Source organism: Neptuniibacter sp. PT8_73 (genome assembly GCF_047778045.1).
In the GTDB taxonomy this organism is placed as follows: domain Bacteria; phylum Pseudomonadota; class Gammaproteobacteria; order Pseudomonadales; family Balneatricaceae; genus Neptuniibacter.
This window is the reverse complement of record NZ_CP180545.1, coordinates 589586-614996: the sequence shown is the minus strand read 5'-3', so window position 1 is coordinate 614996 and position 25411 is coordinate 589586. Positions and strand designations below refer to the sequence as shown.

19 protein-coding genes are annotated in these 25411 nt (G+C 45.3%); 1 reads left to right on the top strand and 18 read right to left on the bottom strand.

Features of this window, described 5'->3' with window-relative positions:
- Positions 1-32 precede the first annotated feature (32 nt).
- The 13 genes from fliM to ACMXYN_RS02535 form a co-directional block, all read right to left on the bottom strand.
- On the bottom strand, positions 33-1010 hold the full coding sequence (fliM, locus tag ACMXYN_RS02595; RefSeq protein WP_415893369.1) for a flagellar motor switch protein FliM: 978 nt from the start codon (positions 1008-1010) through the stop codon (positions 33-35).
- Positions 1011-1042: 32 nt separating this feature from the next.
- Positions 1043-1567, bottom strand: a complete 525-nt coding sequence (locus ACMXYN_RS02590; protein WP_415893368.1) for a flagellar basal body-associated FliL family protein — start codon at positions 1565-1567, stop codon at positions 1043-1045.
- A gap of 189 nt (positions 1568-1756) precedes the next feature.
- Positions 1757-3505 (bottom strand): flagellar hook-length control protein FliK, encoded by a 1749-nt coding sequence (locus ACMXYN_RS02585; RefSeq protein ID WP_415893367.1) that lies wholly within the window; start codon positions 3503-3505, stop codon positions 1757-1759.
- A gap of 53 nt (positions 3506-3558) precedes the next feature.
- Positions 3559-4002, bottom strand: coding sequence for a flagellar export protein FliJ (gene fliJ, locus ACMXYN_RS02580; RefSeq protein WP_415893366.1), 444 nt, complete (start codon positions 4000-4002; stop codon positions 3559-3561).
- A complete protein-coding gene (gene fliI, locus ACMXYN_RS02575; RefSeq protein ID WP_415893365.1) occupies positions 3999-5396 on the bottom strand; it encodes a flagellar protein export ATPase FliI in 1398 nt (465 codons plus the stop codon). Before fliI ends, fliJ begins: the two co-directional genes overlap by 4 nt.
- 4 nt (positions 5397-5400) lie before the next feature.
- Entirely contained in the window at positions 5401-6150 is a 750-nt protein-coding gene (locus ACMXYN_RS02570) for a FliH/SctL family protein (RefSeq protein ID WP_415893364.1), read from the bottom strand.
- Positions 6151-6161: 11 nt separating this feature from the next.
- Positions 6162-7175 carry a flagellar motor switch protein FliG gene (gene fliG / locus ACMXYN_RS02565; RefSeq protein WP_415893363.1) on the bottom strand — a complete coding sequence of 338 codons (1014 nt, stop codon included), beginning with the start codon at positions 7173-7175 and terminating at the stop codon, positions 6162-6164.
- Positions 7168-8796 (bottom strand): flagellar basal-body MS-ring/collar protein FliF, encoded by a 1629-nt coding sequence (gene fliF, locus ACMXYN_RS02560; protein WP_415894457.1) that lies wholly within the window; start codon positions 8794-8796, stop codon positions 7168-7170. The genes fliG and fliF overlap by 8 nt, the downstream gene beginning before the upstream one ends.
- 66 nt (positions 8797-8862) lie before the next feature.
- A complete protein-coding gene (gene fliE / locus ACMXYN_RS02555; protein ID WP_415893362.1) occupies positions 8863-9216 on the bottom strand; it encodes a flagellar hook-basal body complex protein FliE in 354 nt (117 codons plus the stop codon).
- Positions 9217-9386: 170 nt separating this feature from the next.
- Positions 9387-10016 (bottom strand): 3'-5' exonuclease, encoded by a 630-nt coding sequence (locus ACMXYN_RS02550; protein ID WP_415883414.1) that lies wholly within the window; start codon positions 10014-10016, stop codon positions 9387-9389.
- A gap of 6 nt (positions 10017-10022) precedes the next feature.
- Positions 10023-11852 (bottom strand): putative nucleotidyltransferase substrate binding domain-containing protein, encoded by a 1830-nt coding sequence (locus ACMXYN_RS02545; protein ID WP_415893361.1) that lies wholly within the window; start codon positions 11850-11852, stop codon positions 10023-10025.
- A gap of 82 nt (positions 11853-11934) precedes the next feature.
- On the bottom strand, positions 11935-13743 hold the full coding sequence (locus ACMXYN_RS02540; protein ID WP_415893360.1) for a sodium:solute symporter family protein: 1809 nt from the start codon (positions 13741-13743) through the stop codon (positions 11935-11937).
- Positions 13744-13774: 31 nt separating this feature from the next.
- Positions 13775-14035: a DUF4212 domain-containing protein gene (locus ACMXYN_RS02535; protein ID WP_415883411.1), complete on the bottom strand. Its 261-nt coding sequence runs from the start codon at positions 14033-14035 to the stop codon at positions 13775-13777.
- A 326-nt stretch (positions 14036-14361) separates the two neighbouring features.
- Between ACMXYN_RS02535 and ACMXYN_RS02530 the strand changes: the two genes are divergently transcribed.
- Positions 14362-18309: a NahK/ErcS family hybrid sensor histidine kinase/response regulator gene (locus tag ACMXYN_RS02530; protein WP_415893359.1), complete on the top strand. Its 3948-nt coding sequence runs from the start codon at positions 14362-14364 to the stop codon at positions 18307-18309.
- A 79-nt stretch (positions 18310-18388) separates the two neighbouring features.
- Here ACMXYN_RS02530 and ACMXYN_RS02525 read toward each other — a convergent pair whose 3' ends face one another.
- The 5 genes from ACMXYN_RS02525 to ACMXYN_RS02505 form a co-directional block, all read right to left on the bottom strand.
- On the bottom strand, positions 18389-19054 hold the full coding sequence (locus ACMXYN_RS02525; protein ID WP_415883409.1) for a response regulator transcription factor: 666 nt from the start codon (positions 19052-19054) through the stop codon (positions 18389-18391).
- 157 nt (positions 19055-19211) lie between these two features.
- Positions 19212-21164 (bottom strand): acetate--CoA ligase, encoded by a 1953-nt coding sequence (acs, locus tag ACMXYN_RS02520; protein WP_415883408.1) that lies wholly within the window; start codon positions 21162-21164, stop codon positions 19212-19214.
- Positions 21165-21384: 220 nt separating this feature from the next.
- Positions 21385-22758, bottom strand: coding sequence for a sigma-54-dependent transcriptional regulator (locus ACMXYN_RS02515; protein WP_415893358.1), 1374 nt, complete (start codon positions 22756-22758; stop codon positions 21385-21387).
- 10 nt (positions 22759-22768) lie between these two features.
- On the bottom strand, positions 22769-23872 hold the full coding sequence (locus ACMXYN_RS02510) for a sensor histidine kinase (RefSeq protein WP_415893357.1): 1104 nt from the start codon (positions 23870-23872) through the stop codon (positions 22769-22771).
- A gap of 1 nt (position 23873) precedes the next feature.
- The gene (locus ACMXYN_RS02505; RefSeq protein ID WP_415893356.1) at positions 23874-25295 is read right to left on the bottom strand and encodes a sigma-54 dependent transcriptional regulator; all 1422 of its coding nucleotides are present in this window, start codon (positions 25293-25295) and stop codon (positions 23874-23876) included.
- Positions 25296-25411: the final 116 nt, after the last annotated feature.

Below are 25411 nucleotides of genomic sequence, written 5' to 3'. Positions count from 1 at the left end.
TTTTGCTCTCTATAATACAATCGCTTGCACATTTACTTAGGGCGCTGGATTTGATCCACTATTTTAACGGCCAAATTCCCTCGGGAAACACCCATAGTGCAATTATAAACAGGTACTTTATTAGCTTTTAACTCAAATGTTTCAGGTAGCTCGATCGGTATAACATCACCAGCTTCTAACTCCAAAACATCACGCAAAGTCATATCTTGTTGCGCAAGCGTCATCTCTAATGGCAAACCGGCCATTAAAATATCTCGCTGTAGAGCGATCTGCCAACGCTCGTCTTTTTCATCTTCACTATTCTGGAATCCAGACACGAGAAGATCACGAATCGGCTCTAACATCGAATACGGCATCGCCACATGAAATTCACCAGAGCCACCTTCCAGATCTACTTGGAAAGTGCTAACAACCACAACTTCAGTTGGATTGATGACGTTAGCCATAGCTGGATTCATTTCATGACCGAGGTGTTCAAAGGCAAGCTCTTTTACCGGAGCCCACGCCTCTTCAAGATCGATAAAGAACTGCTCTAAAGCTTTATGAATAAGACGGGTCTCAGTGGGCGTAAACTCTCGACCTTCGATCTTGGCATGACGCCCATCACCACCGAAGAAGTTATCCACCAGCTTAAATACCAGCTTAGCATCCATAATAAACAGAGCGGTACCACGTAGCGGATTGACTCTGATAAGGTTCATACTGGTAGGAACGTACAAGGTATGAATGTAATCACCGTATTTCATCACCTGAACACCACCCACAGTCACATCGGCTGCACGGCGTAACAGGTTGAAAAGACTAATACGGGTATAACGTGCAAAACGCTCATTGACCATTTCGAGCGTAGGCATTCGGCCACGAACGATTCGCTCGTGGCTGGCAAGGTCGTAACCTCGGACATCGCCTTCTTCTACTTCCGCATCTTCAGATGTTTCAACATCCCCATCATCGACACCATGCAAAAGAGCATCGATTTCATCTTGCGAAAGTAAGTCTTTGACCGACATTTAGGAATAATCTCCTATCAGCCTAAATTGCATTACTGCATAACCATGTTAGTAAACAAGATAGTTTCTACACCCGGCTTACCAATTTTTTCCTGCATAATTTCACGTACAAGGTCAGTTGAGCTTTCTAGCAAAGCCTCTTTACCTTCAACTGTTTGCAGTGTGCGGAAATCTTGCGTGCTGTATAGATTATTTAAGCGCGAAACGATCAAAGGCATATGTAATGTCAAAGCATCAGCTACCGCCTGATCGCGACTTTTCGCTTCTACATACAACTGCATGTAATGCGGCCTATTGTCACTGGACTGCAGAGTCACAACAAACATCGGCTTGCCGCCCATAGTCCTTACTTTGGTATAGATAGCCTCAGCTCGAACTGGCTCAACCGGCGCAGCTTCTTCAGCCGCAGGTTCACTATCACCACCTAAGAAAAATAAAGCAGCTGCAGCACCACCGCCACCGACGACAACAAGCGCAAGTACAGCAATAATGATCAACTTGAGCTTAGATGATTTCTTTTCGCCGCCTTCAGCGCCTGTTTCCTGCTCTTCAGCCATCTCTATATCTCCAACAAAAAGCGCGATACTCTACAGTATGAACCACATATCGCTTAAACAGTATTGCGCCTAATATAACACACTGATTTTAAGGCTGAAGATCAAGAACACACAAAAATACTATTTAGAGCAAAGAGCCTTGCAAAAGCATAGATTATATTAGCTAAATAAAGCTCATAAACGGCTCAATTAGGCGTAATAATCCACTAGAGATACCGATCGAGCATTTTCTGGTTGAGCCCCCTCTTCCCCTTCGGCACCAACGCTTCCGCCATACTGATTTCCAGCAGCACCATCGCTGTCTGCAAACTGCTCTCGTCTTTGCTGATCTGCGGACTGATCAGAAACCGAGGAATCCTGCAGCGCCAAACCCTGTTCGGCAAACATCTCACGCAATCTCGGTAAACTTTGTTCAACCGCATCCCTTACATGAGCATGAGGCGAGGTAAAGTTAAGGCTCACCTGATCCTGATTGATATTTACTCGAATATTAAGAGAACCTAACTCAGGCGGATCCAGCTTAATCTCTGCCACTCGCGTATTTTGAGCTGCAATCATGATTGCTCGCTCGCCCAACGCATTGTTCCAAGCAGGCGTATTCACTTTAACATTTTGAGGCATCATCAAATTTTGCCCCTCAGTAACAACCTTTTGAGCAGCTGTAGGCGAAGCAGAATTCACCTGACCAATAGTATTTGAGGCCAAACGCTCCACTACCTGTGTAGCTGTCACATCCCCTTTTTCACTTGCGGCCACTTTTTGCATCAGTTGCTGAGTCATATCCAAAGCGGACTCAATCTTCTTAATGCTACTGTTATCCACCTGGGGATTAAGAACCAAATCCGATTTAGCACCTTGTGAAGATACCGAAGGCTCTGTTACCGCACGACTAGATGATTTAGCAACATCTGCCTCTAACTTTCTAGCATTTGGATCGAACGGTTTCACCTCATCGCCATCGGTGGCAACAACTGGGTTTTCACCTCTTGCCGGAGCGGATTTTACGTCTGACTGAGCATTTACTGATTGCATATCAACCTTAACGGATGGATCGTTAGCACCTGCCCGCTGTGAATTATGCATATCCGCTGCAGTATTAACTGCGGCTTGAGATTGCTGAGCAATTTGCTGATCTTGAGGCTGAATATTTGACGAAGGAACACCAGCAAGATTCGCAGCATTAACAGCGCCTTTTGCTGCTTCATTTTGAGGTAAACCCTGAACTTCACCATACTGAGCTGAATTTAGAGATGCGTCCGTTGCAGGGATTGAAGAGGCAGCACTATTAACATCTATTGTCGGCTGAGCTTGAGAAGCGCTTGCCTCTGCAATAGGGGTTTGAACTAAATTTGCGTTAACCTTTATAGATTCAGTTTCTTGCTGAACGGAAGAAACCTTTACAGCCGGATCTACCGAAGCAGTCCTCGGCGGCGGAGTAATCACGACTTGATTCTCGCCACCCACCGTAGCTACACCGGGATTACTCGGAACCGAAACAACTTTATCCGAACCAGCATCTGAAGGAATAGCTCTCGCCTCTTTCTCGCCATCACCTGGAGCCGTCATTATTGGTTGCTGCTCGGTATATTGACGTAGCGCCCTAGCTAGTTCAGCGCTAAGTTCTGGAGGAAGCTGAGAATCTTTAGCCGACTGCTGCTCTAAAAGGTGAGCGATTTGGCGAAGCTGATCCTGCATTTGATCTTCGGGTAACAATTGATCTAACTTCTGCGGCAAAGCCTCCCCGTCAGGCGGCAACATCCCGCCGCCAGAAAATTTAGCAACGGGTACGCTAGCATCAGTCTGCTGATTAAGAACTGCCCCAAAACCACCTAACAAGGGAACAGTCCCAGAGGCCGCAGACGGCGAACCCTGAGGGGTTATAGATAAATTAAGAGATAATAATCCGCCTCCAGTAGACGGGGATACTTGCTCACTCATTTCAGGCTCCTGTTAATATTGCCTGATTTGAATAAAGCAAAATGGAGGCCAATCTAGATAAAAGGTGTTTTTATAGCCTGGGAGCGTTCATCTAATTGCTTTTGCAGAGCCTTTTCTTCTTCAAGCTTCTCAGTCTCAACTGCCTTATCCGTAAGCTTCTGCAAGCCCTTCATTCGCGCATATGCAGTTTTCCAATGTTGTTCAACCACCTCAAGCTCTTTTCTATTCTGTTCCATCGCTGTAGATTGGGTCGACTTAGCTTGTTGAATCTTTTCCAAGAAAGCCTGCTGAGTGTGTAATTGAGCACCCGTACAACCTTCAGCATGAGCACCTAAGTAACTTTGCTGATATTCAGAGACATACGCATCCAATTGAGCCATGGTTCGCTGATCCTGCTCAACACGCTGACGGCTCGCAGCCAAGAACTGATCCGCTTGTTTTTTCTTTTTTTCAGCCAGATCTAAAACTAGCTGCAAGCGCTTGGAACGTTTACTCATTTTTGCAGCCCATTAGTTACTGCAGGTCGACGCAATTGCTGCTGTTCAGGCTCTGCATTAGGTGTTGGCGGCGTAGTCAGGATCATTACCATCTGCTGCATAGACTGCTGCAAAGGAAATGCTTCATTGATCCCCTGCCTTAAATAGGCATTCATTGAAGGTAAGTTATCCATAACAAAATCAGTGTCAGGATCACTACCTTTGACATAAGCCCCAACATTAATCAGATCTTCATTCTGCCTATATTTAGAGTATAACTGCTTAAATCGCATTGCCATCTGCAGATGATCTGGATGAATAATTTGCGGCATAGCTCGACTGATAGAGGCCTCAATATCTATTGCGGGGTAATGCCCCTGCTCAGCCAAACGACGAGACAATACCACGTGTCCATCAAGAATTGCTCTTGCGGAGTCCGCCACCGGATCTTGCTGATCATCACCTTCCGTCAACACTGTATAGAAGGCAGTAATTGAACCACTTCCAGCTTCGCCGTTACCTGCCCGTTCAACCAATTTCGGTATCTTAGCAAATACGGAAGGCGGATAGCCTTTTGTTGCAGGCGGCTCCCCTACAGCCAAGGCAATCTCGCGCTGAGCCTGCGCATAGCGGGTCAGTGAATCCATCAACAAGAGAACATTTTTACCCTGATCCCTGAAATATTCTGCAATCCGAGTAGATAGCTGAGATGCCCGCAAACGCATTAGAGGGGAATCATCTGCAGGGGAAGCAACAACAACAGAACGCTTTAGTCCTTCCTCACCTAGGCTATGCTCAATAAACTCTTTAACTTCTCGGCCACGCTCACCGATTAAGCCCACAACAATGACTTCAGCCTCGGTAAAGCGAGTCATCATACCAAGCAGTACTGATTTACCTACACCACTACCGGCAAACAATCCCATCCTTTGGCCGCGGCCAACTGTAAGCAAACCATTGATGGTTCGAATACCAACATCAAGGGTTTGCTTAATAGGGTCTCGCAATAATGGATTGATAATGTCCCCAGCCAACCCTGTTTCCGCTTCCGGCTGCAGAGGACCTTTACCATCAATGGGCTGACCAACCCCGTTCAACACCCTACCAAGAAGACTCATACCAACAGGTACTTTACCTGAAGCACTTAAGGCAATCACTTTAGTTCCAGACTGCAGGCCTTCAATAGGGTAAAGTGGCATCAAATAGATACGATCACCAGAGAAACCAACGACTTCAGCTTCGATCTGTTGATCAGAAGATAACTCTATATAGCAGCATTCACCGACAGCGCACTTAATACCGACCGCCTCTATTGTTAGGCCAATCATACGGGTAATACGCCCCTCAATTCGAGGCTGAGGTGTATCTAGTCGATGTTTTTTATATTTAGCTAAACGATCCAATAACTCACTCATGAGCTTATGCCGAATCGTTTTCTACATTGGCGAGAAATTGTTTCACTACTGTAGCAAAATGCTGATCTAAGCTATGCTCAACCACAGTGCTTGCGGCCTGAAGCTCGTAACTGCCTTGAGAGATACTTTCATCAACAACATATTCCAAGGACACACCCGGCATTAGCAGCATTTTTTCTAGATAAGGAAGATCATCCTTATTAACTTTAGCAACAACCGTACCTAAAGGCTCTGGCACGCTTCGCAGAGAACTACTGATAGACTCCAGCAATAATTCTTGTCTAACGGATAACTCTGCTCCAACTGTAGCTTGAGCGAGTGAAACAACCATATCAACCAACTGCTTTTCAATTTTTTCAGTTTGCTGCTTTAACGGAAGCTCAAATTCAGACAACATATTGCCTAATAACGCTTGAAGACGAAGAACTTCAGCTTCACCTTGCTGAAACCCTTCTTTATATCCCTGCTCTTTACCTTCTTCCGCTCCTTGAATACGGCCTTCTTCAAGGCCTTTAAGGCGCCCCTCTTCTAGCCCAGCAGCCAAGCCCTCGATACGTGCCGATTCACGAATCTCTTCCAGTTCTGCAAGAGTAATTTTTTCTGCGGCTATAACTTCTTCTACGACAGTTACTTCGACAGGATCTTTTTGCTGCAAACCAACAACGTGTTGACCTGCAACCTGCGGCAATTCCCAACCAATAAGCTCGGAAGCCTCTTCAGCTCTGATGCGCTTAAAACCTTTATTCTCAGACATACGCACTTAGCCTAGAGCATCTCTTCGCCACCGCCGCCAAGGATGATTTCACCCTCATCAGCCAGACGGCGAGCTACAGTCAGAATTTCTTTCTGTGCATCTTCAACCTCAGAGACACGTACTGGCCCCTTAGCCTCAAGGTCATCACGCAGCAATTCGGAAGCACGCTTAGACATATTCCGGAAAACTTTCTCTTGTAGAGCGACATCCGCACCTTTCAGAGCAACAACCAGCACATCTGTAGACACTTCACGGAGTATTGCCTGAATACCTTGATCCTCTACATCTTGTAGATTCTCAAAGACAAACATTAGATCGGAGATAGTGGTAGCGAGATTCTCATCGCTCTCTTTAATCCCTTCCATCAACTCGGCTTCAATACTTGAATCGATAAAGTTCATAATATCGGCAGCATTCTTAATACCACCAAGCGTCGCAGAACTTGCACCACTTGCGCCAGCAAATTGACGCTCAAGAATATCATTCAGTTCTTGCAATGCTTGCGGCTGGATACGATCTAAAGCCGCGACACGCATCAAAATATCAAGGCGCTGTTTATCATCAAAGAAACCAAGCACACCCGCTGCTGCATCTGGCTCAAGGTAAGCACATACGACCGCCTGAATCTGCGGGTGTTCATAACGAATAATTTCAGCAATTTGACGAGGCTCCATCCAGCGCAGGGTATCTAGGCCGGATGTATTTGTGCTCATTAGGATACGATCGAGAAGAGTTTTAGCTTTCTCTTCACCCAATGCCTGATTGAGCATTGAACGAATATAGATATCATTGTTAATACCAATACCGGTCTGATCACTTACCAAACCCATAAAGTCACCAACAACAGATTCCACCTTTGTTTGTGGAATATTGTTGAGTTGAGCCATTGCCTCACCAATCATCTGAACCTCTTTTGGGCCCATATGTTTCAGGATTTCAGCAGCATCGGCCTCACCTAAGCTAATCAGAAGAATTGCAGCTTTATTAATCTCACTGAATTCATCCTGACTTGCTTCATCACTCATCGTCACCTACCCATTGCTTCACAGCCTGCGCAACGCGCGCAGGATCTTCCGCAACCATACTACGAATCGCGTTCAACTGATAATCAAAGCTTTCATTTGGTGTTGGCAGAAGCTCATCATCACTGCCAAAAGTTACCGAATCAGAAGAGAAATCACCGCCATCAAGACCTTCTAGTTCTGCAGACACTTCACCTGCCGCACCCAGACCAGCAACATTACCCGCAGTGCCAGCCGATGCTAGGTTTTTAAGGATGGGACGTAAAATTCCGAATACCAGAACAAGAACGAATACCGCAGCCATAACCTGTTTAACGATATCCCAGATCCACTCTTGTTCCCACAGCGGCACATCCTCAGTCACAATCGGCTGCTCAGGAACGAACGGTGTATTTACAACATTGACGCTATCTCCGCGAAGTGCAGAATAACCTACTGCATCCTGAACAAGAATACGCAGACGCTCTAACTCATTTTGCTGCCACGGAGTACGTTGCGCATCTCCTGTTGATGGATCGACACTTGATAGATCATCAACTACAACCGCGACGGTTAAACGACGAACTCGACCCTGCTGATGCTTGGTATAGCTGATAGTACGATCTAATTCAAAATTACGCGTAGCTTGTTTACGAGAAGAACCTGGCGCACCATTATTTTCCACAACCCCTTCGCCCGACGCTTCTTCAGGTACACTACTTGGCCCTGGGGGCTGGTTAGACAATGCCCCTGGCACACCAATTGGCGCAGCACTACCAACCCTTGATTCATCCATTGTCTGCTCACTACGAAGCGCTGGAAGATCAGGGTTATATAATTCATCAGTCTGCTCTACTGCTGTAAAATCGACATCTGCTGACACTTCGGCACGAAAACGCCCCATACCTACAACCGGTTGAAGAATGCTGTTTACACGATTGAGCATAGTTTCTTCTAAATTACGCGTGTACTCCAATTGCTTGGCAGCCAATACAACATTAACGTCTTTATCACGCATATTTAGCAAACGGCCGCGCTGATCTACAACCGTCACATCTTTAACATTTAATGCCGGAATACTTGAAGCCACCAAGTTAGCAATAGAAGCAACTTGATCTCGTTCTAGTTGACGTCCAGAGAATAATTCAAGGAATACAGATGCTGTCGGCTTACGGGTATCACGGATAAAAACAGTATCTTTTGGAATAGCTAAGTGAACACGCGCATTGCGCACAGCAGTCATACTAGAAATTGTGCGCGCCAATTCACCCTCAAGACCACGACGATATTTTGTCGTTTCCATGAACTGACTAGTGCCCAGGCTTTGTTCACGGTCTAGAATTTCAAAGCCCACTGTTTTATCAGCAGTAAAACCTTCGGAAGCCAGTTTTAGTCTTGCCTGATGAACATACTCATCAGGAACCAAAATCGCTCGTCCATCGGCATCAAACTTATAAGGAACGTTATATAGGCGAAGCTGCTCTATAATCTGGTTAGCATCGGAGAAATTAAGATTACTAAATAGAACTCGCTGATCTGGCTTTTGAGACCACAAAACAACAGCAAAACCAATAGCGACGCTTGCCGCTAGACCGACCATCAAACCTATTTGCCTAACAATACTTAGCTTATTAAAGCCAAGCATTGGGCTTCCGCTTAATGTTTCTGCGCTATCTGCCACTGCCACTTATCCCGTTAATTCTATTTATTGTTAGATTGGCATCTTCATTACGTCTTCATAGGCCGAAACCAAACGGTTACGCACCTGTGTCATCGCTTGAAACGAAACTGAAGCTTTTTCTGCAGCGATCATAACTTGTGGAAGATCGATCGTTGGATCTCCCTTCTCATATGCTACCGCCATTTTTTTGGCATCCGCTTGAGTTTCACTCACGGCGTCTACCGCATTCTTTAAAATATCACCGAACCCCGTACGATCATTGGGCTTAACAGCACCTGGCTCAGAGACCATGCCCGACATGATTTCTGGAGATGCGCTCTGCACTTGGGTCTTAATCGTCCTCATCTGCATCAGCACACTATTTATGTCAGCTCTATCTACCATAACCACACCCAACGGCAATTTATTGACATTATAAACAGTCAATTTACTTCATCAAGGTAAAAACCGAGAACAAGACGACATTTTTTTGTCTATTTATACTTGATTTCACTTTTCACATATAGATAAAAGCAAAAAACGGGCCAATGGCCCGTTATTCTTTTGACGTCTAATCAATAATGCGCTTCTGGTGGATCTCCATACTTCAGACGCACATACATCAAAGCTACAGTTAGGGCATCACCGATTGCAGTATGCCTTTCGAGCATTGGTATATCTAATTTCTTGGAAATCGTATCGAATCGTAGATCGACATTACCGCCAACAGACTTCCATTTAATGATGTCGTGATACACATGGGATAACTCAATCGCCTTATTAGGCAAACCAAAACCAAATTGCGGTCGAATGAATTTATCCAACATACGGATATCATAGTTAACGTAATAACCAAGAATTGGGCGATTTCCGACAAACTCCAAAACCTGCTCTAAGGCATCTTCAATATCGATACCTTCAGCTAAATCACTTTCACGTATTTTATGAATCTTAATCGATTCTCCCGTTAGTGATTTAGGTGGCTTAAGCTTAATATCCAAACGATCACTCGTAAGAACCTTTTTACCTTTAATCTTAACCGCACCTATCGAGACAATCTCACCCTGCTTCACATCGAGACTGGTCGTTTCGCAATCTAAAGAAACAACCTCATCACCGTCGTAAGCATCAAACAAGTGAGCATAAGGACCAGACTTATGGTCATACTTCTCTTTTATTCTTCTTACCGCTCTGGGTATGATCATTAAAACTTACCCTCCAAGGTGATACCTAAGCTCCAGATGCTTTTTAAAACCTTTAACAATATGTAACGCATCTCGTAGAAGCTCTCTTTCAAGCTTATCCAAAGACTGCAAATCAATAATATTTGGAGTTTGGTCATGCCCTGTTTCACTACTTTCCATACGTTTAACTTGCTGTCTTAAGCGAAGACTAATAAATAGACTCAAAGCCTCCGCTATCTCTCTACCATGCTTCTCTTTAAGCTGACCAAGCTCTGTCAAAGCCTCTATACGCTCAAAGGTATTTGTCACTTTGATCCGATGCTCTAGAGCTATCGTGCGAATCCCGTGCACAATTGGGAAAATCCCGCCTTTCTTAATATCTAACTGACCTTTATCTTTTAAGTTACCAAAGAAGGTCAAAGGTGTATCAAACTCAAGGGAAGCTTTAGCAAAATGCGAGAAGAAAACATCATTATTACGTAGATGCCTCATAAACCAGTTTCGGCTAGCTTTAAAGATAGCCGGGTTACCTGCAACAGGCTTAGCATCAACAGCAATCGCTAGATTCATCTGTGAGTCGCCATCACATCGATCAGCCCAATCACCTAACATCTGTGTCCAGCCGCCCAGAGATTTAACCCAGTCTGGGTTAGATACCATGATGTTACCCGGGCAAGGAGGAAAGCCAAATTCGATCAAAGTCTGACTAAAACGATTCAGTGTTTCCGTCATCTCAGGCCAAACTAAACCATCTCTATGAATAATGGCGTTATCTTGGTCTGTTTTCATGATCTGCTCACCACGCCCTTCTGAACCCATCACCAACAAACATACATGTGGTTGCATATCACTTGGGATCATAATGTTGAACAGTTTGGCAATAATACGGCCGTTCATTGCAGCCAGTAGGTCCATCACAAAACGAGTTTTAACACCTTGCGACACAAGCGCCTTAATCAAATCATCCAAGCCTTTTTCAGCCTCTTTTAGATCTTCAACCGTTTGTGCTCGCTCAATTCGTAAACCAATCACATGAGAATGACTGGAGAAATAACTTAATACATCTGTCAGCTCGACAATGCCTGACATTTCTCCGTCTTTCATCACAACGACACGCTCAATATGTTGCTGAGTCATTATGATCAAAGCGTTAAATAGGTAATCATCTGGTCTAACGGTAATTAATCTATAGCTCGCAATTTCTGCTAAATCAGTATCCATAGCCAGCTCATTAACCACCACAGCATCTAACAGATCCGTGCCAGTCACCATACCGTAACGATTGCCACGCTTTACCAGAATACAATCAGCTTTCTTCTCGCGCATAAGCAGAGTTGCTTCGCGAATAGAGGTTCCTTCAAGTATAACCAACGGCTCTCGTACTAAACCATCAGACACTTTAGCCAACATGAATTCAGCCATGTCCTGCTCTTTACCGTGCTGCTGAACGATCTCTGTTTTAGCTGACAGGTTTTGCTGGAAATAATCTGCAAATAAGCCGTTTGTAGACATAAGATCCAATAGAATCTTAGTCGGCAAGATATGACAGATAGTCTCTTCTTCGGCGATAAAATTGTGAATTGCTTTACCCCGAATAGCAGACCAACCGCCAAAGTAATCCTCATTGGTATAGTGAACAAAGACATGTTCAGGTGTATCACTGCCCTCTTCCTGAACTTCGCTTTCCCCTACCTTTCCTTTAAAAATAACAAAGACGCCTTCGGGCTCTTCACCCGCCGTCATGATGTACTCGCCTTTTTGGTAGTAACCAATATCTAGGCTTGAACGGAGTAAATCTTGCTCTTTCTCATCCAGTAGACTGAATGGCAAATTTGTCATTTTGAAAGAATCAGGCATTTCCAACATCCTCTTTGTAGGAAAAAGAAAAGGGCGCTCCAACCTACGCTGGGCGCCCTTTTTTAGATTTATCTAATCGATCTTAGTGATCGTGAGCAGCACCAGCACCACGTGGGATACGTAGATCTTCTACGATATCCTGGATTTCCTGTGGTGGTTCTTCAGTCATGTTGGATACTACGAAACCAACGATGATGTGAAGGATCGCACCTACAGTACCGAAGCCACCTGGAGAGATACCCATGATGTATTCAGATGGAGAACCGCCACCGAATGCGAAGTAGTACATGTAGCACATAGTAGTGATAAGACCTACTAGCATACCTGCAATCGCACCTTGAGAAGTGTGACGCTTCCAGAAGATACCCATGATGATAGCTGGGAATACGGACGCACATGCCAGACCGAAGGCTAGGGCTACAACCTGTGCCACGAAGCCTGGAGGGTTGATACCGAAGTAACCTGCGATACAGATTGCCACGATAGCAGCCAGACGAGCGTACATAAGCTCCTGCTTATCAGAGATATTTGGATTGATGGTTTTCTTCATCAAGTCATGAGAGATCGCTGTAGAGATTACCAACAGCAGACCTGCTGCAGTTGATAGTGCCGCAGCTACCGCACCAGCAGCTACCAGAGCAATTACCCAGTTTGGAAGCTGAGCGATATCTGGGTTAGCTAGTACCATGATGTCACGGTCTACGTATACTTCGTTAGCGAATGGCTGTTTAGCCGCATCAAACTCAGCACCTGCTTTCGCGTTGCTAGCTAGACGCTGGCCGTATTCGCCACGCTCTTCAGTAAATACTGGCTTACCTTTCTTAGCATCGAACGCAGCACCTGCAGCGTACTGTACTTTGCCGTCACCGTTACGGTCAGTCCAACCTAGAAGACCAGTGTTCTCCCAGTTTTTGAACCATGCAGGCATTTCAGAGTATGCAGTACCAGTACCATCAGCACCGTTCATAGTCTGGATAAGGTTTACACGACCGAAACCAGCTACACCAGGAACCGCAGTATAAAGTAGCGCGATGAAGATTAGTGCCCAACCAGCAGATAGACGAGCATCTTTTACGCGAGGTACTGTGAAGAAACGTACAATTACGTGTGGAAGACCAGCAGTACCACACATCAGAGCAACTGTTAGGAAGAATAGATCGATAGTCGATTTCTTACCGTCAGTGTACTGATGGAAGCCAAGATCTACTGACAATTGGTCAAGAGTAGCCAATACAGACATACCACTGTCCAGAGTCGCACCCAAACCAATTTGTGGTAGGAAGTGACCTGTAACCTGAGCAGATAGGAAGAATGCTGGTACTGTGAACGCAAGAATCAATACAACGTACTGAGCAACCTGAGTATAAGTAATACCTTTCATGCCACCTAGTACAGCGTAGAAGAATACGATCGCCATACCGATAACTACACCAGTGTTGATGTCAACGTGTAGGTAACGAGAGAATACGATACCAACACCACGCATCTGACCAGCTACGTAAGTGAAAGAGATTACGATAGTACAAACTACTGCGATTGTACGTGCAGTAGAAGAGTAGTAACGGTCACCGATGAAGTCAGGTACTGTGAACTTACCAAACTTACGTAGGTAAGGTGCTAGCAATAGTGCTAGTAGTACATAACCACCAGTCCAGCCCATTAGATAAGCAGAACCGTCACGGCCAACGAAGGAAACCAAGCCAGCCAGGGAGATAAACGATGCAGCAGACATCCAGTCAGCAGCAGTCGCCATACCGTTAGCAACCGGTGGTACACCACCGCCCGCAACGTAGAATTCTTTAGTCGATCCTGCACGCGCCCATATCGCAATACCGATATATAGCGCAAAGGAGCCGCCTACAAAGAGAAATGTTAAAACGTCGAGACTCATAGCAATGCCGTCCTAATAGAAATTATTATTGTTATTCGTGAACGTCATACTTCTCGTCAAGCTTGTTCATGCTGAACACGTATGTCCAGATCAAGATGACGAATACGAAGATTGACCCTTGCTGGCCGAACCAGAAACCTAGTGGGAAGCCGAAGAACGGAATCGCATTAAGCTGTTCAACAAACAAGATCGCGCAGCCGTAGGAAACTACGAACCAAATCGCGAGGTGAGTCATAATGATGCGCAAGTTTTCACGCCAGTAGGCTTGCGCCTGCTCATTACTGATTGACATAACACCATCCTTATTTTTGTTATTTAAAAATTGGTGAAAATTTAAGACTGTAAGAGACTAACAAACAGCGCAGCCAAACAAAGCTAAACTTTAGTCGACTCAACTTTCCTCTAAGCTATTGAAAAATCGCCCCAAAGCGCCGTATCACGGCATTTTCTCGATATTGAGTAGTAAAAACTCATTTAAACCTCTAGACAAAGGTATTAACACTGCTGACCCTAATTTAGAAAAGCCACAACTACACCATTCAGACAATTGTTGGGTTCCTGTCAAAATTAAGTAAACTAGCTACACATCTGTTTTTACTATTCACTAAGGAATGCAAGATGCTTTCTGGCTGGTCGATAATTCTTATCTCATTCACCTATCTTGGCCTTTTATTCGCCATCGCACACTACGGCGATAAAAGCGCACAAAAGAATGATCGCATTATCAGCCGACCAATCATCTACTCCTTATCGCTTGCCGTTTACTGCTCTTCGTGGACTTTTTACGGCGCTGTAGGGCGCGCAACCACCAGCGGCTGGGAATTTCTTGCGACCTACTTAGGCCCTGTCATTGTATTTATCTTTGGCTGGCGCCTTATCGAGAAGATGATTCTGATCAGTAAGCAGCAGAACATCACAACAATTTCAGACTTTATCTCTTCCCGATATGGCAAAAGCCAAGCCTTAGCAGTGCTCGTCACCATCATTGCGGTTACAGGCACTATGCCTTATATCGCCATGCAGCTTAAAGCGGTGGCAATCAGTTATAACGCGCTTACACCTGGGACAGAAGAAGTAATCAGCAAGGGTAGCGACACAGCCCTTTTCGTAGCAATTGTCATGGCGATCTTCGCCATACTATTTGGTACTCGGCAGATTGATGCAACCGAGCACCACGAAGGCTTAGTATTAGCGGTAGCTTTTGAATCTATCGTCAAACTCACAGCGTTTATCGCTGTTGGTATTTTTGTCATGTTGGAGGTATTCGACGGTTTTGAAGACCTCGCTTACAACATAGCCACTCAGCTTAATAACAATTCCAATTACTCGTCATTTCTAGACGACAGTTTTTTGACAGAGATATTACTCGCCTGCGCAGCGGTAATCTGTTTACCACGTCAGTTCCACGTAACGATTGTAGAGAACACTAATACAGGCCACTTAAAACTTGCTCGCTGGTTGTTTCCGATCTACCTAATCCTTTTAGCTATATTTGTACTACCTATCGCGACCGCAGGCATGCTGTATTTCGAGAACACCAGCGTCGATGCAGACACTTACGTTTTGATGCTTCCCTTAGCTGCAGACTATAAAGAACTTGCCACCTTTGCTTTCATTGGCGGCCTTTCAGCCTCTACCAGCATGGTTATTGTTGCCAGCATCACACTATCCACAATGGTCTGTAACGACATCGTGATGCCACTACTTTTCCGTATTTCTTGGCTACGCTTATCCGACACTAACGATGTCGGCGCCCTGCTACTCAAAGTCCGTCGAATCACCATCATGTGCCTAATGATTCTGGCATATTTCTACTATCGAATTTTAGGCGAGCAATCCCCTCTCGCCTCATTCGGCCTACTTGCTTTTGTTGCAGCAGCACAATTCCTCCCAGCGATTGTTGGTGGCATATACTGGAAGGCTGGGTCTCGTCACGGAGTACTTGCAGGCTTAACAGGCGGATTCCTTTTATGGCTATACACACTAGTACTACCATCATTCAGTGAAGCAGGCTTGCTTGGCCCCGAATACTTAAATAACAGTATTTTTGGGATTGAGTGGCTAAAACCCACTCAGCTATTCGGCATCGAAGGCTTGGAACCACTAACTCACGGCGTTTTCTGGTCCCTATTCTTCAATACCGCGCTGTATTTCTTAGTCTCTAAATATACAAGCTTGCGCCTTGTCGACCGGATTCAAGCAAGCGCCTTTGTTGATGTTTACAACAAAGATTTAACCGAAGCTACACGCCAATATGGGCAGGTAACAGTCGGTGATCTACAGATGCTAACAGAGCGTTTTTTAGGCATAAGCAGAACCCAACATTCCTTTACTGGCTTCGCATTGCAACATGGAGAAGAACCCCCTTTATCAGGCGATAAAGCGACCCCTGAATTAGTGCAATTTACCGAACGCCTTTTGGCCGGTGTAATCGGCGCCTCTTCTGCACGCATCGTCTTAGCCTCCACTTTACGCGGTAAGGACATGCATATCGGCGATGTCGTAACCATTGTTGATGAAGCTTCACAGGCACTGCGTTTTAACCGCTCACTCCTGCAATCAACCATTGAGAATATCAGCCTCGGCATCAGCGTAGTTGATCAACAAATGCGACTCGTTGCTTGGAACCGCGTTTATGTAGAGATGTTTGATTACCCTGAGGGCCTCATCTGCGTTGGCCGCCCGATTGAAGAAGTTTTCCGTTATAACGCAATGAAAGGTGAATACGGTCCGGGCAACAATGATGAACAAGTAACCAAACGCTTAAAAGTCCTCAAATCAGGTAAGCGACATAGCTATGAGCGCTTCCGCCCGGACGGCACCGTTCTTGAAGTACGTGGTAATCCAATGCCAAATGGCGGCTATGTTAATACTTATATGGATATCACCAACCATAAACATGTCGAAGAAGCCCTAAGGGAAAGCGAGCAAAATATTAGGATCTATACCGATAACGTACCAGTACTGATCGCTTATCTAGATCCAGAGAGACGCTACCTGTTTATTAACAAAGCTTATGCTGACACGTTCGGTCTTGATCGCAACACCATCTCAGGCCAGCCTTGCTACAAGACAATGAGCGAAGATGAGTATGAGCTCAGGAGCCCTTACATTACTGCAGCCCTAGCAGGCAAACGCCAGCGGTTTGAAACCACTCTTCCAAGTGACAGCGGGCAACCCCGCTACGCGGAAGTAAAATACATTCCGCACATTGGCGAATATGGCGATGTACTGGGTTACTTCACTCTTTACCAAGACATCACTGAACGCCGTAAAGCTGAGCTAGCGCTAAAAGAAACCAATGAAACACTAGAACAACGCGTACGTGAACGTACTCATGCGCTATCGGTTGTTAACAAAGAGCTACGTAAAGAAAACACGATTCGCTCGTTAATGGAAGACGAACTTCGCCAAGCCAAATCAGATGCAGATGATGCAAACTTAGGCAAAACACGCTTCCTAGCTTCCGCAAGCCACGACTTACTTCAACCATTAAACGCTGCACGATTATTCACTTCAGCATTAGCTCAACAAAGCCATAGCGATGAAACCAGCCAACTCGTAGAAAACCTCAATGGCTCACTTACCGCTGCTGAAGAACTAATTACCGCGATCCTAGACATATCCAAACTTGATGCTGGTGCACTCGCACCATCGATTACGGACTTTTCTTTAGATGATATGTTCAGTGCGTTAAATACTGAATTTACCGCTGTCGCCGATAAAAAATCGCTTAAATTCCGCACCGTACAATGCAACAAGGTTGTACGCTCAGACCAACAGCTACTTAGACGAATCATCCAAAACTTCCTATCTAACGCGATGCGCTATACACAAGAGGGCAAGATCCTACTTGGCTGCCGTCGCCGCAAAAACATGCTCAGAATTGAAGTGTGGGATACTGGCGTAGGTATAGCTGAAGACAAAATCAAAGAGGTCTTTGAGGAATTTAGACGCATCGATAATCCTAAGCACTCTCAGGTGCAAGGCCTAGGTCTCGGGCTTGCGATTACAGAACGAATTGCTCGTATGCTGGGCCACAAGCTTAATGTACGCTCATGGCCGACTAAAGGCACCGTATTCAGCGTCGAGATCCCTCTTGGTGACAGCACTAAAGCCGTCAAACCAAAGCCCGAAAAACGCGGCTGGATTCGAAGTAAGGGCTTGAATGGCATTCGAGCCATAGTGATCGACAACGAGCCTAAAATTCTAGAAGGCATGTCCGCACTGCTTAACGGCTGGGGCTGCGATGTTAAAGTCGCCCTTTCCTCTAAAGAAGCAACCGATCTGATTCAATCAGAAGGATTCCAGCCAGAAATCATTCTAGCTGATTACCACCTTTCTGAAACGCTAACAGGCATCATGGCTCTAGATGATCTGGCACCATTACTGGCTAAACCAGTACCAAGCATCGTTATCACTGCTGACCGCACTGAAGAAGTGAAGAACGAAATCCAAGATTATGGATCACAGCTATTAACCAAGCCTATTCGCCCTGCAGCATTACGAGCAATGATTAATAAAACCATTGCCACAGCACGCGCTAGCGAAGCTGAAAACGAATAATCCACAGGTAAATACAATCAAACATAACCAATAAAAAAGGCGCCATAGGCGCCTTTTTTTAAAATCTTATTCTTGAGCATTACTCAAGATCAGTTTTAGGTGGTTCCACACCTAAACGCTGAGCAGCAATTACTGCTTGAGTACGACTATGAACACCCAGCTTACGTAAAATAGCTGTCACGTGCGCTTTGATCGTCGCTTCAGAAACATTTAACTCATAAGCGATCTGCTTGTTTAACAAGCCTTCTGTCAGCATCGTCAACACTCGGAACTGCTGAGGTGTTAATGCAGACAATGCAGCAGCGAATTTCTGATCATCTTCGCTTACATCACCTAAGTTATCAGCCACTTCTTGAGGCAGCCATTCTTCACCTTCAAGCACAGCAACAATCGCTTCTCCGATCGTTTCCAGAGGAGCCGATTTCGGGATAAAACCAGAAGCACCGTAATCAATCGCACGCTTCATTACATGCGGTTGCTCACTGCCAGATACAACCACAACTGGGATCCCTGGGTTTTGACCACGCAAAAATACCAACCCGGAAAAGCCATTAGTGCCTGGCATATGAATATCTAATAACACCAGATCTGCATCAGAGTGCTGATCCACGGCTTCCTGAACTGCAGCCAACGAATCCGCTTCGATTGTTTCTACCCCAGGCATCGCCTGAGTAACAGCCTGCTTCAAAGCTGCTCGGAACAACGGATGATCATCTGCAATAATAATTTTTTGTGCTAACTGCATGCGTTCACTTCCCCCTTAAGAACCCTGTGACGAACGCCAACCGTTCATGAACGGTTAATCCAGTGAAGAGAATACCACTATAAAACAAAAAACTCCCGCAAGTCTCGGGTATTCCGCGACTTACAGGAGTTTTTTCAGACTAATTTATAAGAAGAAATTAGTCCTGACGGTTCATACGGTTTTCAATTAGGTCATCTACTACAGATGGATCTGCAAGCGTAGAAGTATCACCCAATGCACCGAAATCGTCTTCAGCGATCTTACGAAGGATACGACGCATGATCTTACCAGAACGAGTCTTAGGCATACCTGGCGCGAATTGAATCAAGTCTGGAGATGCGATTGGACCGATCTCAGAACGTACGTGCATACGTAGCTCTTTAAGTAGCTCGTCAGACTGCTCGAAACCAGACTGTAGAGTTACGTAAACGTAGATGCCTTGACCCTTAACTTCGTGCGGGTAGCCAACTACTGCTGCTTCAGCAACTGCTTCGTGAGCTACTAGCGCAGACTCAACTTCTGCAGTACCCATACGGTGGCCAGATACGTTGATTACGTCATCTACACGACCTGTGATCCAGTAGTAACCGTCTTCATCACGACGACAACCATCACCAGTAGTGTATACACCTTTGTACGTAGAGAAGTAAGTTTGGATAAAGCGCTCGTGATCACCCCAGATAGAACGAGCCTGCGATGGCCAAGAATCTTTAATTACTAGGTTACCGTCAGTCGCACCTTCCAACTCGTTACCATCAGCATCTAGAAGTGCTGGCTGAATACCGAAGAATGGACGAGACGCTGCACCTGGCTTAGCTGCTGTAGCACCTGGCAGAGGAAGAATCATCATGCCGCCAGTTTCAGTCTGCCACCAAGTATCAACGATTGGGCAACGACCCTGACCGATAATGCGGTGGTACCATTCCCAAGCTTCTGGGTTGATTGGCTCACCTACAGAACCAAGAATACGTAGTGTAGATAGGTCAGAATCACCTAGTACATCTTCACCTTGCTGCATCAAAGCACGGATAGCTGTTGGCGCAGTGTAGAACTGGTTAACTTTGTGTTTTTCGATAACGCGGCCGAAACGGCTGTTATCTGGGTAGCTTGGAACACCTTCAAACATTAGAGAAGTTGCACCGTTAGCTAGTGGTCCGTATACGATGTAAGAGTGACCAGTAACCCAACCTACGTCCGCAGTACACCAGTAGATATCACCTTCTTTGTAGTCGAACGCGTACTCGTGAGTCATGGAAGCGTAAACCATGTAACCACCAGTCGTGTGCTTCAGGCCTTTTGGCGCACCAGTAGAACCAGACGTGTAAAGAATGAACATTGGATCTTCAGCGTTCATCTCTTCAGCAGGGCAATCAGCAGATGCTTCAGCTACTAGGTCTTCGTACCAAACATCAACATTGCTATCCCAAGCAACATCTTGCTCAACGCGCTTAACAACGATTACGCTTTCAACATGCGCTTTAGCTGCATCATGTTCTAATGCTTTATCTACGTTAGCTTTAAGTGGAACGGACTTGCCTGCACGTAAAGAGTAGTTAGACGTTACAACAACTTTAGACTTCGCACCTTCGATACGAGCCGCTAGTGCTTCAGGAGAGAAACCACCAAATACGATAGAGTGGACAGCACCGATACGAGTACATGCCAACATAGCTACAGCAGCTTCTGGAATCATAGGCATGTAAAGCGTTACAACATCGCCTTTTTCCACGCCACGAGCTTTAAGAGCGTTAGAGAACTTACAAACGCGCTCATGAAGATCACGGTAAGTGATATTTTCAGATTCGCTTGGATCATCACCTTCCCAGATGATAGCAACCTGATCACCACGAGTTTCTAGGTGGCGATCAAGACAGTTGTGAGAAGCGTTCAACGTACCATCTTCGTACCAACGAATATCTACATTGTGCGGATCGAAAGTGGTGTTTTTAACTTTAGTGTATGGCTTAAACCAATCCAGGCGCTTACCTGCTTCACCCCAGAATGCATCCGGATCGTTAACTGATTGCTCATACATCGCTTCATATTTTTCGTTGTCGATGTGCGCGTTTGCCGCAATCTCCGGACTTACTGGATATACCTTTTCACTCATCGTGATGCCCTTAGCTTGATTGTTTTAGTTCTAAAATAACCCCAGATCGCTCTACTCTAATATTATTATTCTACGAGACAGTTTGAGGCTTTATATCAGTACCTAGATTTATACAGAAGGGGTAGCAGGGCTCTGAATTAGACATTGGTATATCCAGTGTAAGACCTTAGTCTCTACAAGCTTTTTTTCAGAGCTCGCAAACGAGCTCTTTTTAAGCCTTCTAACGACCAAGCAATTTATCTAAATCCAAGCCTTGCTCACGCATCTTAGCCAGCTTGTATCGCAGAGTACGCGGGCTTATCCCGAGATTTTCCGCCGCCTCCTTACGACTCCCGTTAGTCGCTTTTAGGGCATCAATAATCAGTTGAAATTCACGCTGGCGAACCCCCTCGCCCAACTGTCCTGAAAGATCTTCATCTTGAGCAGTTTCTTGATTCACGTCAGGTACAGCTGTCTGCGAAATGTCTTCAGGATTAAGCATAAGGTCTGCAACACCGATCTCTGTACCGGATTGAAGTATCAAAGCTCTCTGAACAACATTGTCCAATTCTCGAACATTGCCCGGCCAAGAATAATCGGTCATCAAACGCTTAACATCATCAGACAAGGCGACGGATGTGCGCTGCATTTTCTGGCAATACTTACTAAACAAGCGCTCAGCTAAAGGTACAATATCAGCCGAACGCTCACGCAAAGGCCTCCATTGCAATGGGAATACATTCAGACGATAGAAGAGATCCTCTCGGAATTTACCTTCGGCAACATAGCTATCTAATTTACGGTTTGTGGTAGCTAATACGCGAACATTGAGTTTGATAACCTTACGGCCACCGATGCGTTCCACCTCTTGTTCTTGCAGTACACGAAGCAACTTAGCCTGTAAACCAAGATCCATCTCGGAAATCTCATCCAACAATAAAGTACCGCCATCAGCTTGCTCAAACTTACCAGGCGCACTCGCGTAAGCCCCTGTAAAAGCTCCTTTTTCATGACCAAACAAAGTAGCTTCGAGCATATTTTCAGGTATTGCTGCACAGTTAATGGCAATAAATGGCTTCTTAGCCCGCGAAGAGTGGTTGTGGATGTATTGAGCCAAAACCTCTTTACCCGTACCTGACTCTCCAGAGATCAACACTGTAGAATCTGAAGCAGCAACACGACGCGCCAACTGTAGCAGTTGCTGGCTACTAGGCTCCTCAGCAATTGGCTGTTCCATTTCACTTGCAACCGCCTCCCCAACAGCAAAGCGGCGCACTGATGAGATTAAGGCTTCGGAATCAAACGGCTTCATCAAGTAATCAACCGCGCCAGCTTTTATAGCTTCTACCGCTTTGCTGACTTGTCCAAAAGCGGTGATTAACATAACCGGTAATGCAGGATAAGTTTCATGAATCTTATCAAGCAACTGATGCCCATCCATTCCTGGCATATTGACATCGGTTACCACCATCGCCACCTGCTGACGAGTCAATTTTTCCAAAGCCGTTTCTGCATCCTCAGCTTCTAGATACTCAAAACCTGCCAACTCCAATGTATCGCAAAGCGCTTCGCGTAATTCATTATCGTCTTCAACTATTAATATACGATTAGCCATTGCAGATCCTTTAACCCTCTTCCGAAGCAGGCGTTATTGCCGGCAAAATTAGACTGGCGACAGTTCCCTGACCCGGCAGAGAATTAAGTAAAAATTGACCATGGTGAGCATGCGCTACAACTTGAGCTACAGCCAAACCCAACCCCGTACCATGTGATTTGGTGGTATAAAACGGCTCAAGCGCCCGCTTTAATTCCTCTGCTCCCATTCCTGGACCTTGATCAACCACATCAATACGTAGTTTTCCTTCCTGATCAGCAAAGCGAACCATTAACTCTGCCCCCTTACCGCAAGCTTGCAGAGCATTCTCAATCAAATTACTGCAAACACCTAAAAGCGCTTCTTTATTACACTGCAAACTATATTCGGGGACACTATTTAAACAGTCACAATCAGCATCGTAGTTTACCAATGGCACATCGAGCATATCTTCTAGCTCAGCCATCAATGCTTGAGAGCTGACCTGCTCATCTAAGCGCATTTCACCACGCGCAAAAATTAGCATATCCCTAACCTGCTGTTCTAAATTCGTCAGGCGAGATTTAGCTTTAGTGGCAAACTTCTGGCGCTGCTCTTGCAGCAAATCAGGACGATTAAGATGATCAACATAGAGCAAGGCTGCAGAAAGAGGGGTTCTAATCTGATGAGCAAGTGACGCCATCATCCGTCCCATTTCAGATAAACGTTGATAATGAGAAAGACGCCCCTGAAGGAGGCGAGTTTCAGTCTGATCCGTTAAAACCACTAACTGGCCCGGTTCATTATCCATCGCTCGCGTCATTAGACTAACTTTACGACCATCTTTTAATGAGACTTCATGGCCATCATCATTTTGAGGGGCAAAGCTACGCTCAATAATTTTGAACCACGGCTCCCCTTTAATGGCAGAACCTAATAAACCTTCAGCGACCGTATTTACTTCGGAGATGACCCCTGAGCCATCAATAATAACGACACCAACGGGCATCACTGATAACAAATGCTGAAAACGATCATTCAGCTGCTGGTTATTTTGGCTTTGACTCGTTTCAAGTTGAGCCAATTTGTTCTTGCTAGCTGACAGCTCATTTTCTAATTGTTCTATGCGCTGTAGATACTGTTGTTCACTAGACATATTACTTACGCTGCATCCCATATTTACGCATTTTTTCTACCAAAGTGGTCCGTCGAATATTCAACGTCTCCGCAGCCCGTGCAACCACATTGTCATTTACAGCAAGCGCCTGTTCCAATAACCGCTGTTCGATCGTCTCCAAATGTTTTTTAAGATCGATCCCATCATCTGGCAACTGATCTAGCCCTATAGATTGTGATGAAAATGTAGCTTCAATGGCGTCAGCATCACCAACCTGTTCATATAACTCGGGATTAGGTTCAGGAACATTCTGAAACTTAGAAGGCAGTTCTGAAACTCCGACCACACCATTCGGATAAAGAATTGCTAGACGTTCAATTAAGTTGGAGAGTTCGCGCACATTACCTGGCCAAGCGTGCAACTGTAGGGATACTATCGCACTGTTTTGAAAACGAACGGCATCTAAACCTTGCTCTGGAAGTCGACGTGATAGCTCATCTAACAATAAAGGCAGATCACCTGCACGCTCTCTTAATGGCGGCATATCTATAGGGAAAACATTCAAACGGTAGTACAAATCTTCCCTAAACTCGCCCGTTTCGATCATCTCTTCCAGGTTTTTATGCGTTGCCGCGATCACTCTAATATCAGCGTCTAAGGTTTTAGTTCCACCAATTCGCTCGAACTTACGCTCCTGCAAAACTCGAAGAAGCTTAACCTGCATAGGCAGGGGCATATCACCAACCTCATCCAAGAAGAGCGTACCACCTTGAGCTAGCTCAAAGCGCCCAGGTCGGCTAGATACCGCTCCAGTAAACGCCCCTTTTTCGTGACCAAACAACTCACTCTCAAGAAGATCAGACGGTATTGCTCCGCAGTTAATTGGAACAAAAGGACCATCTTTACGTACTGAGTGATCATGCAGGCTTCGAGCAACAACCTCTTTACCTGTGCCTGACTCACCGGTAATCAATACATTTACATCTCTCCCGGCCACCTGAGACATCGCCCGCCTGACTTGCAACATTGGCTGACTGACACCCACTAATCCAGAGAAAAGATCTACCTGTGCAAGTGATGCATCATCTGCTCGCAACCTAAATAACTGAGCCCGATGCAAACACTCCAACAACTGCTGATAATTAAACGGAACAGAAAGCTGCCCAACCACGCATTGACGCAAGCAGTCAGTCAGCTCAACAACCTCTGACCATTCGTCCAACGTCACCACAGCAATAGTGGCAAACTTATCTTGAAGATCTTTAACAAGCTTTTCTAAAGAGATAGGTAACTGACTTTGACCTAGCAGAACCAAATTGACCTGAGCTGTATTTATCTCACTGTTAGATTGAAACCAATCAACAAAACCGCAAAATTCACACGGTTGATCGAGAAAAGAAAAAGCGGAACTCAAAAGCTCCCGCCGACCTAGATCATCATCTATGACTAAAACCGAAGACATGCCTAACCATTATTAAAGCTGCTTATTAATAACGGTAATAATTAACCCTGAAAGACCGAATGTCAATAAAATGTCGCCACAAGAAAAACAAACCAACACACGCTATTTTTTTGACA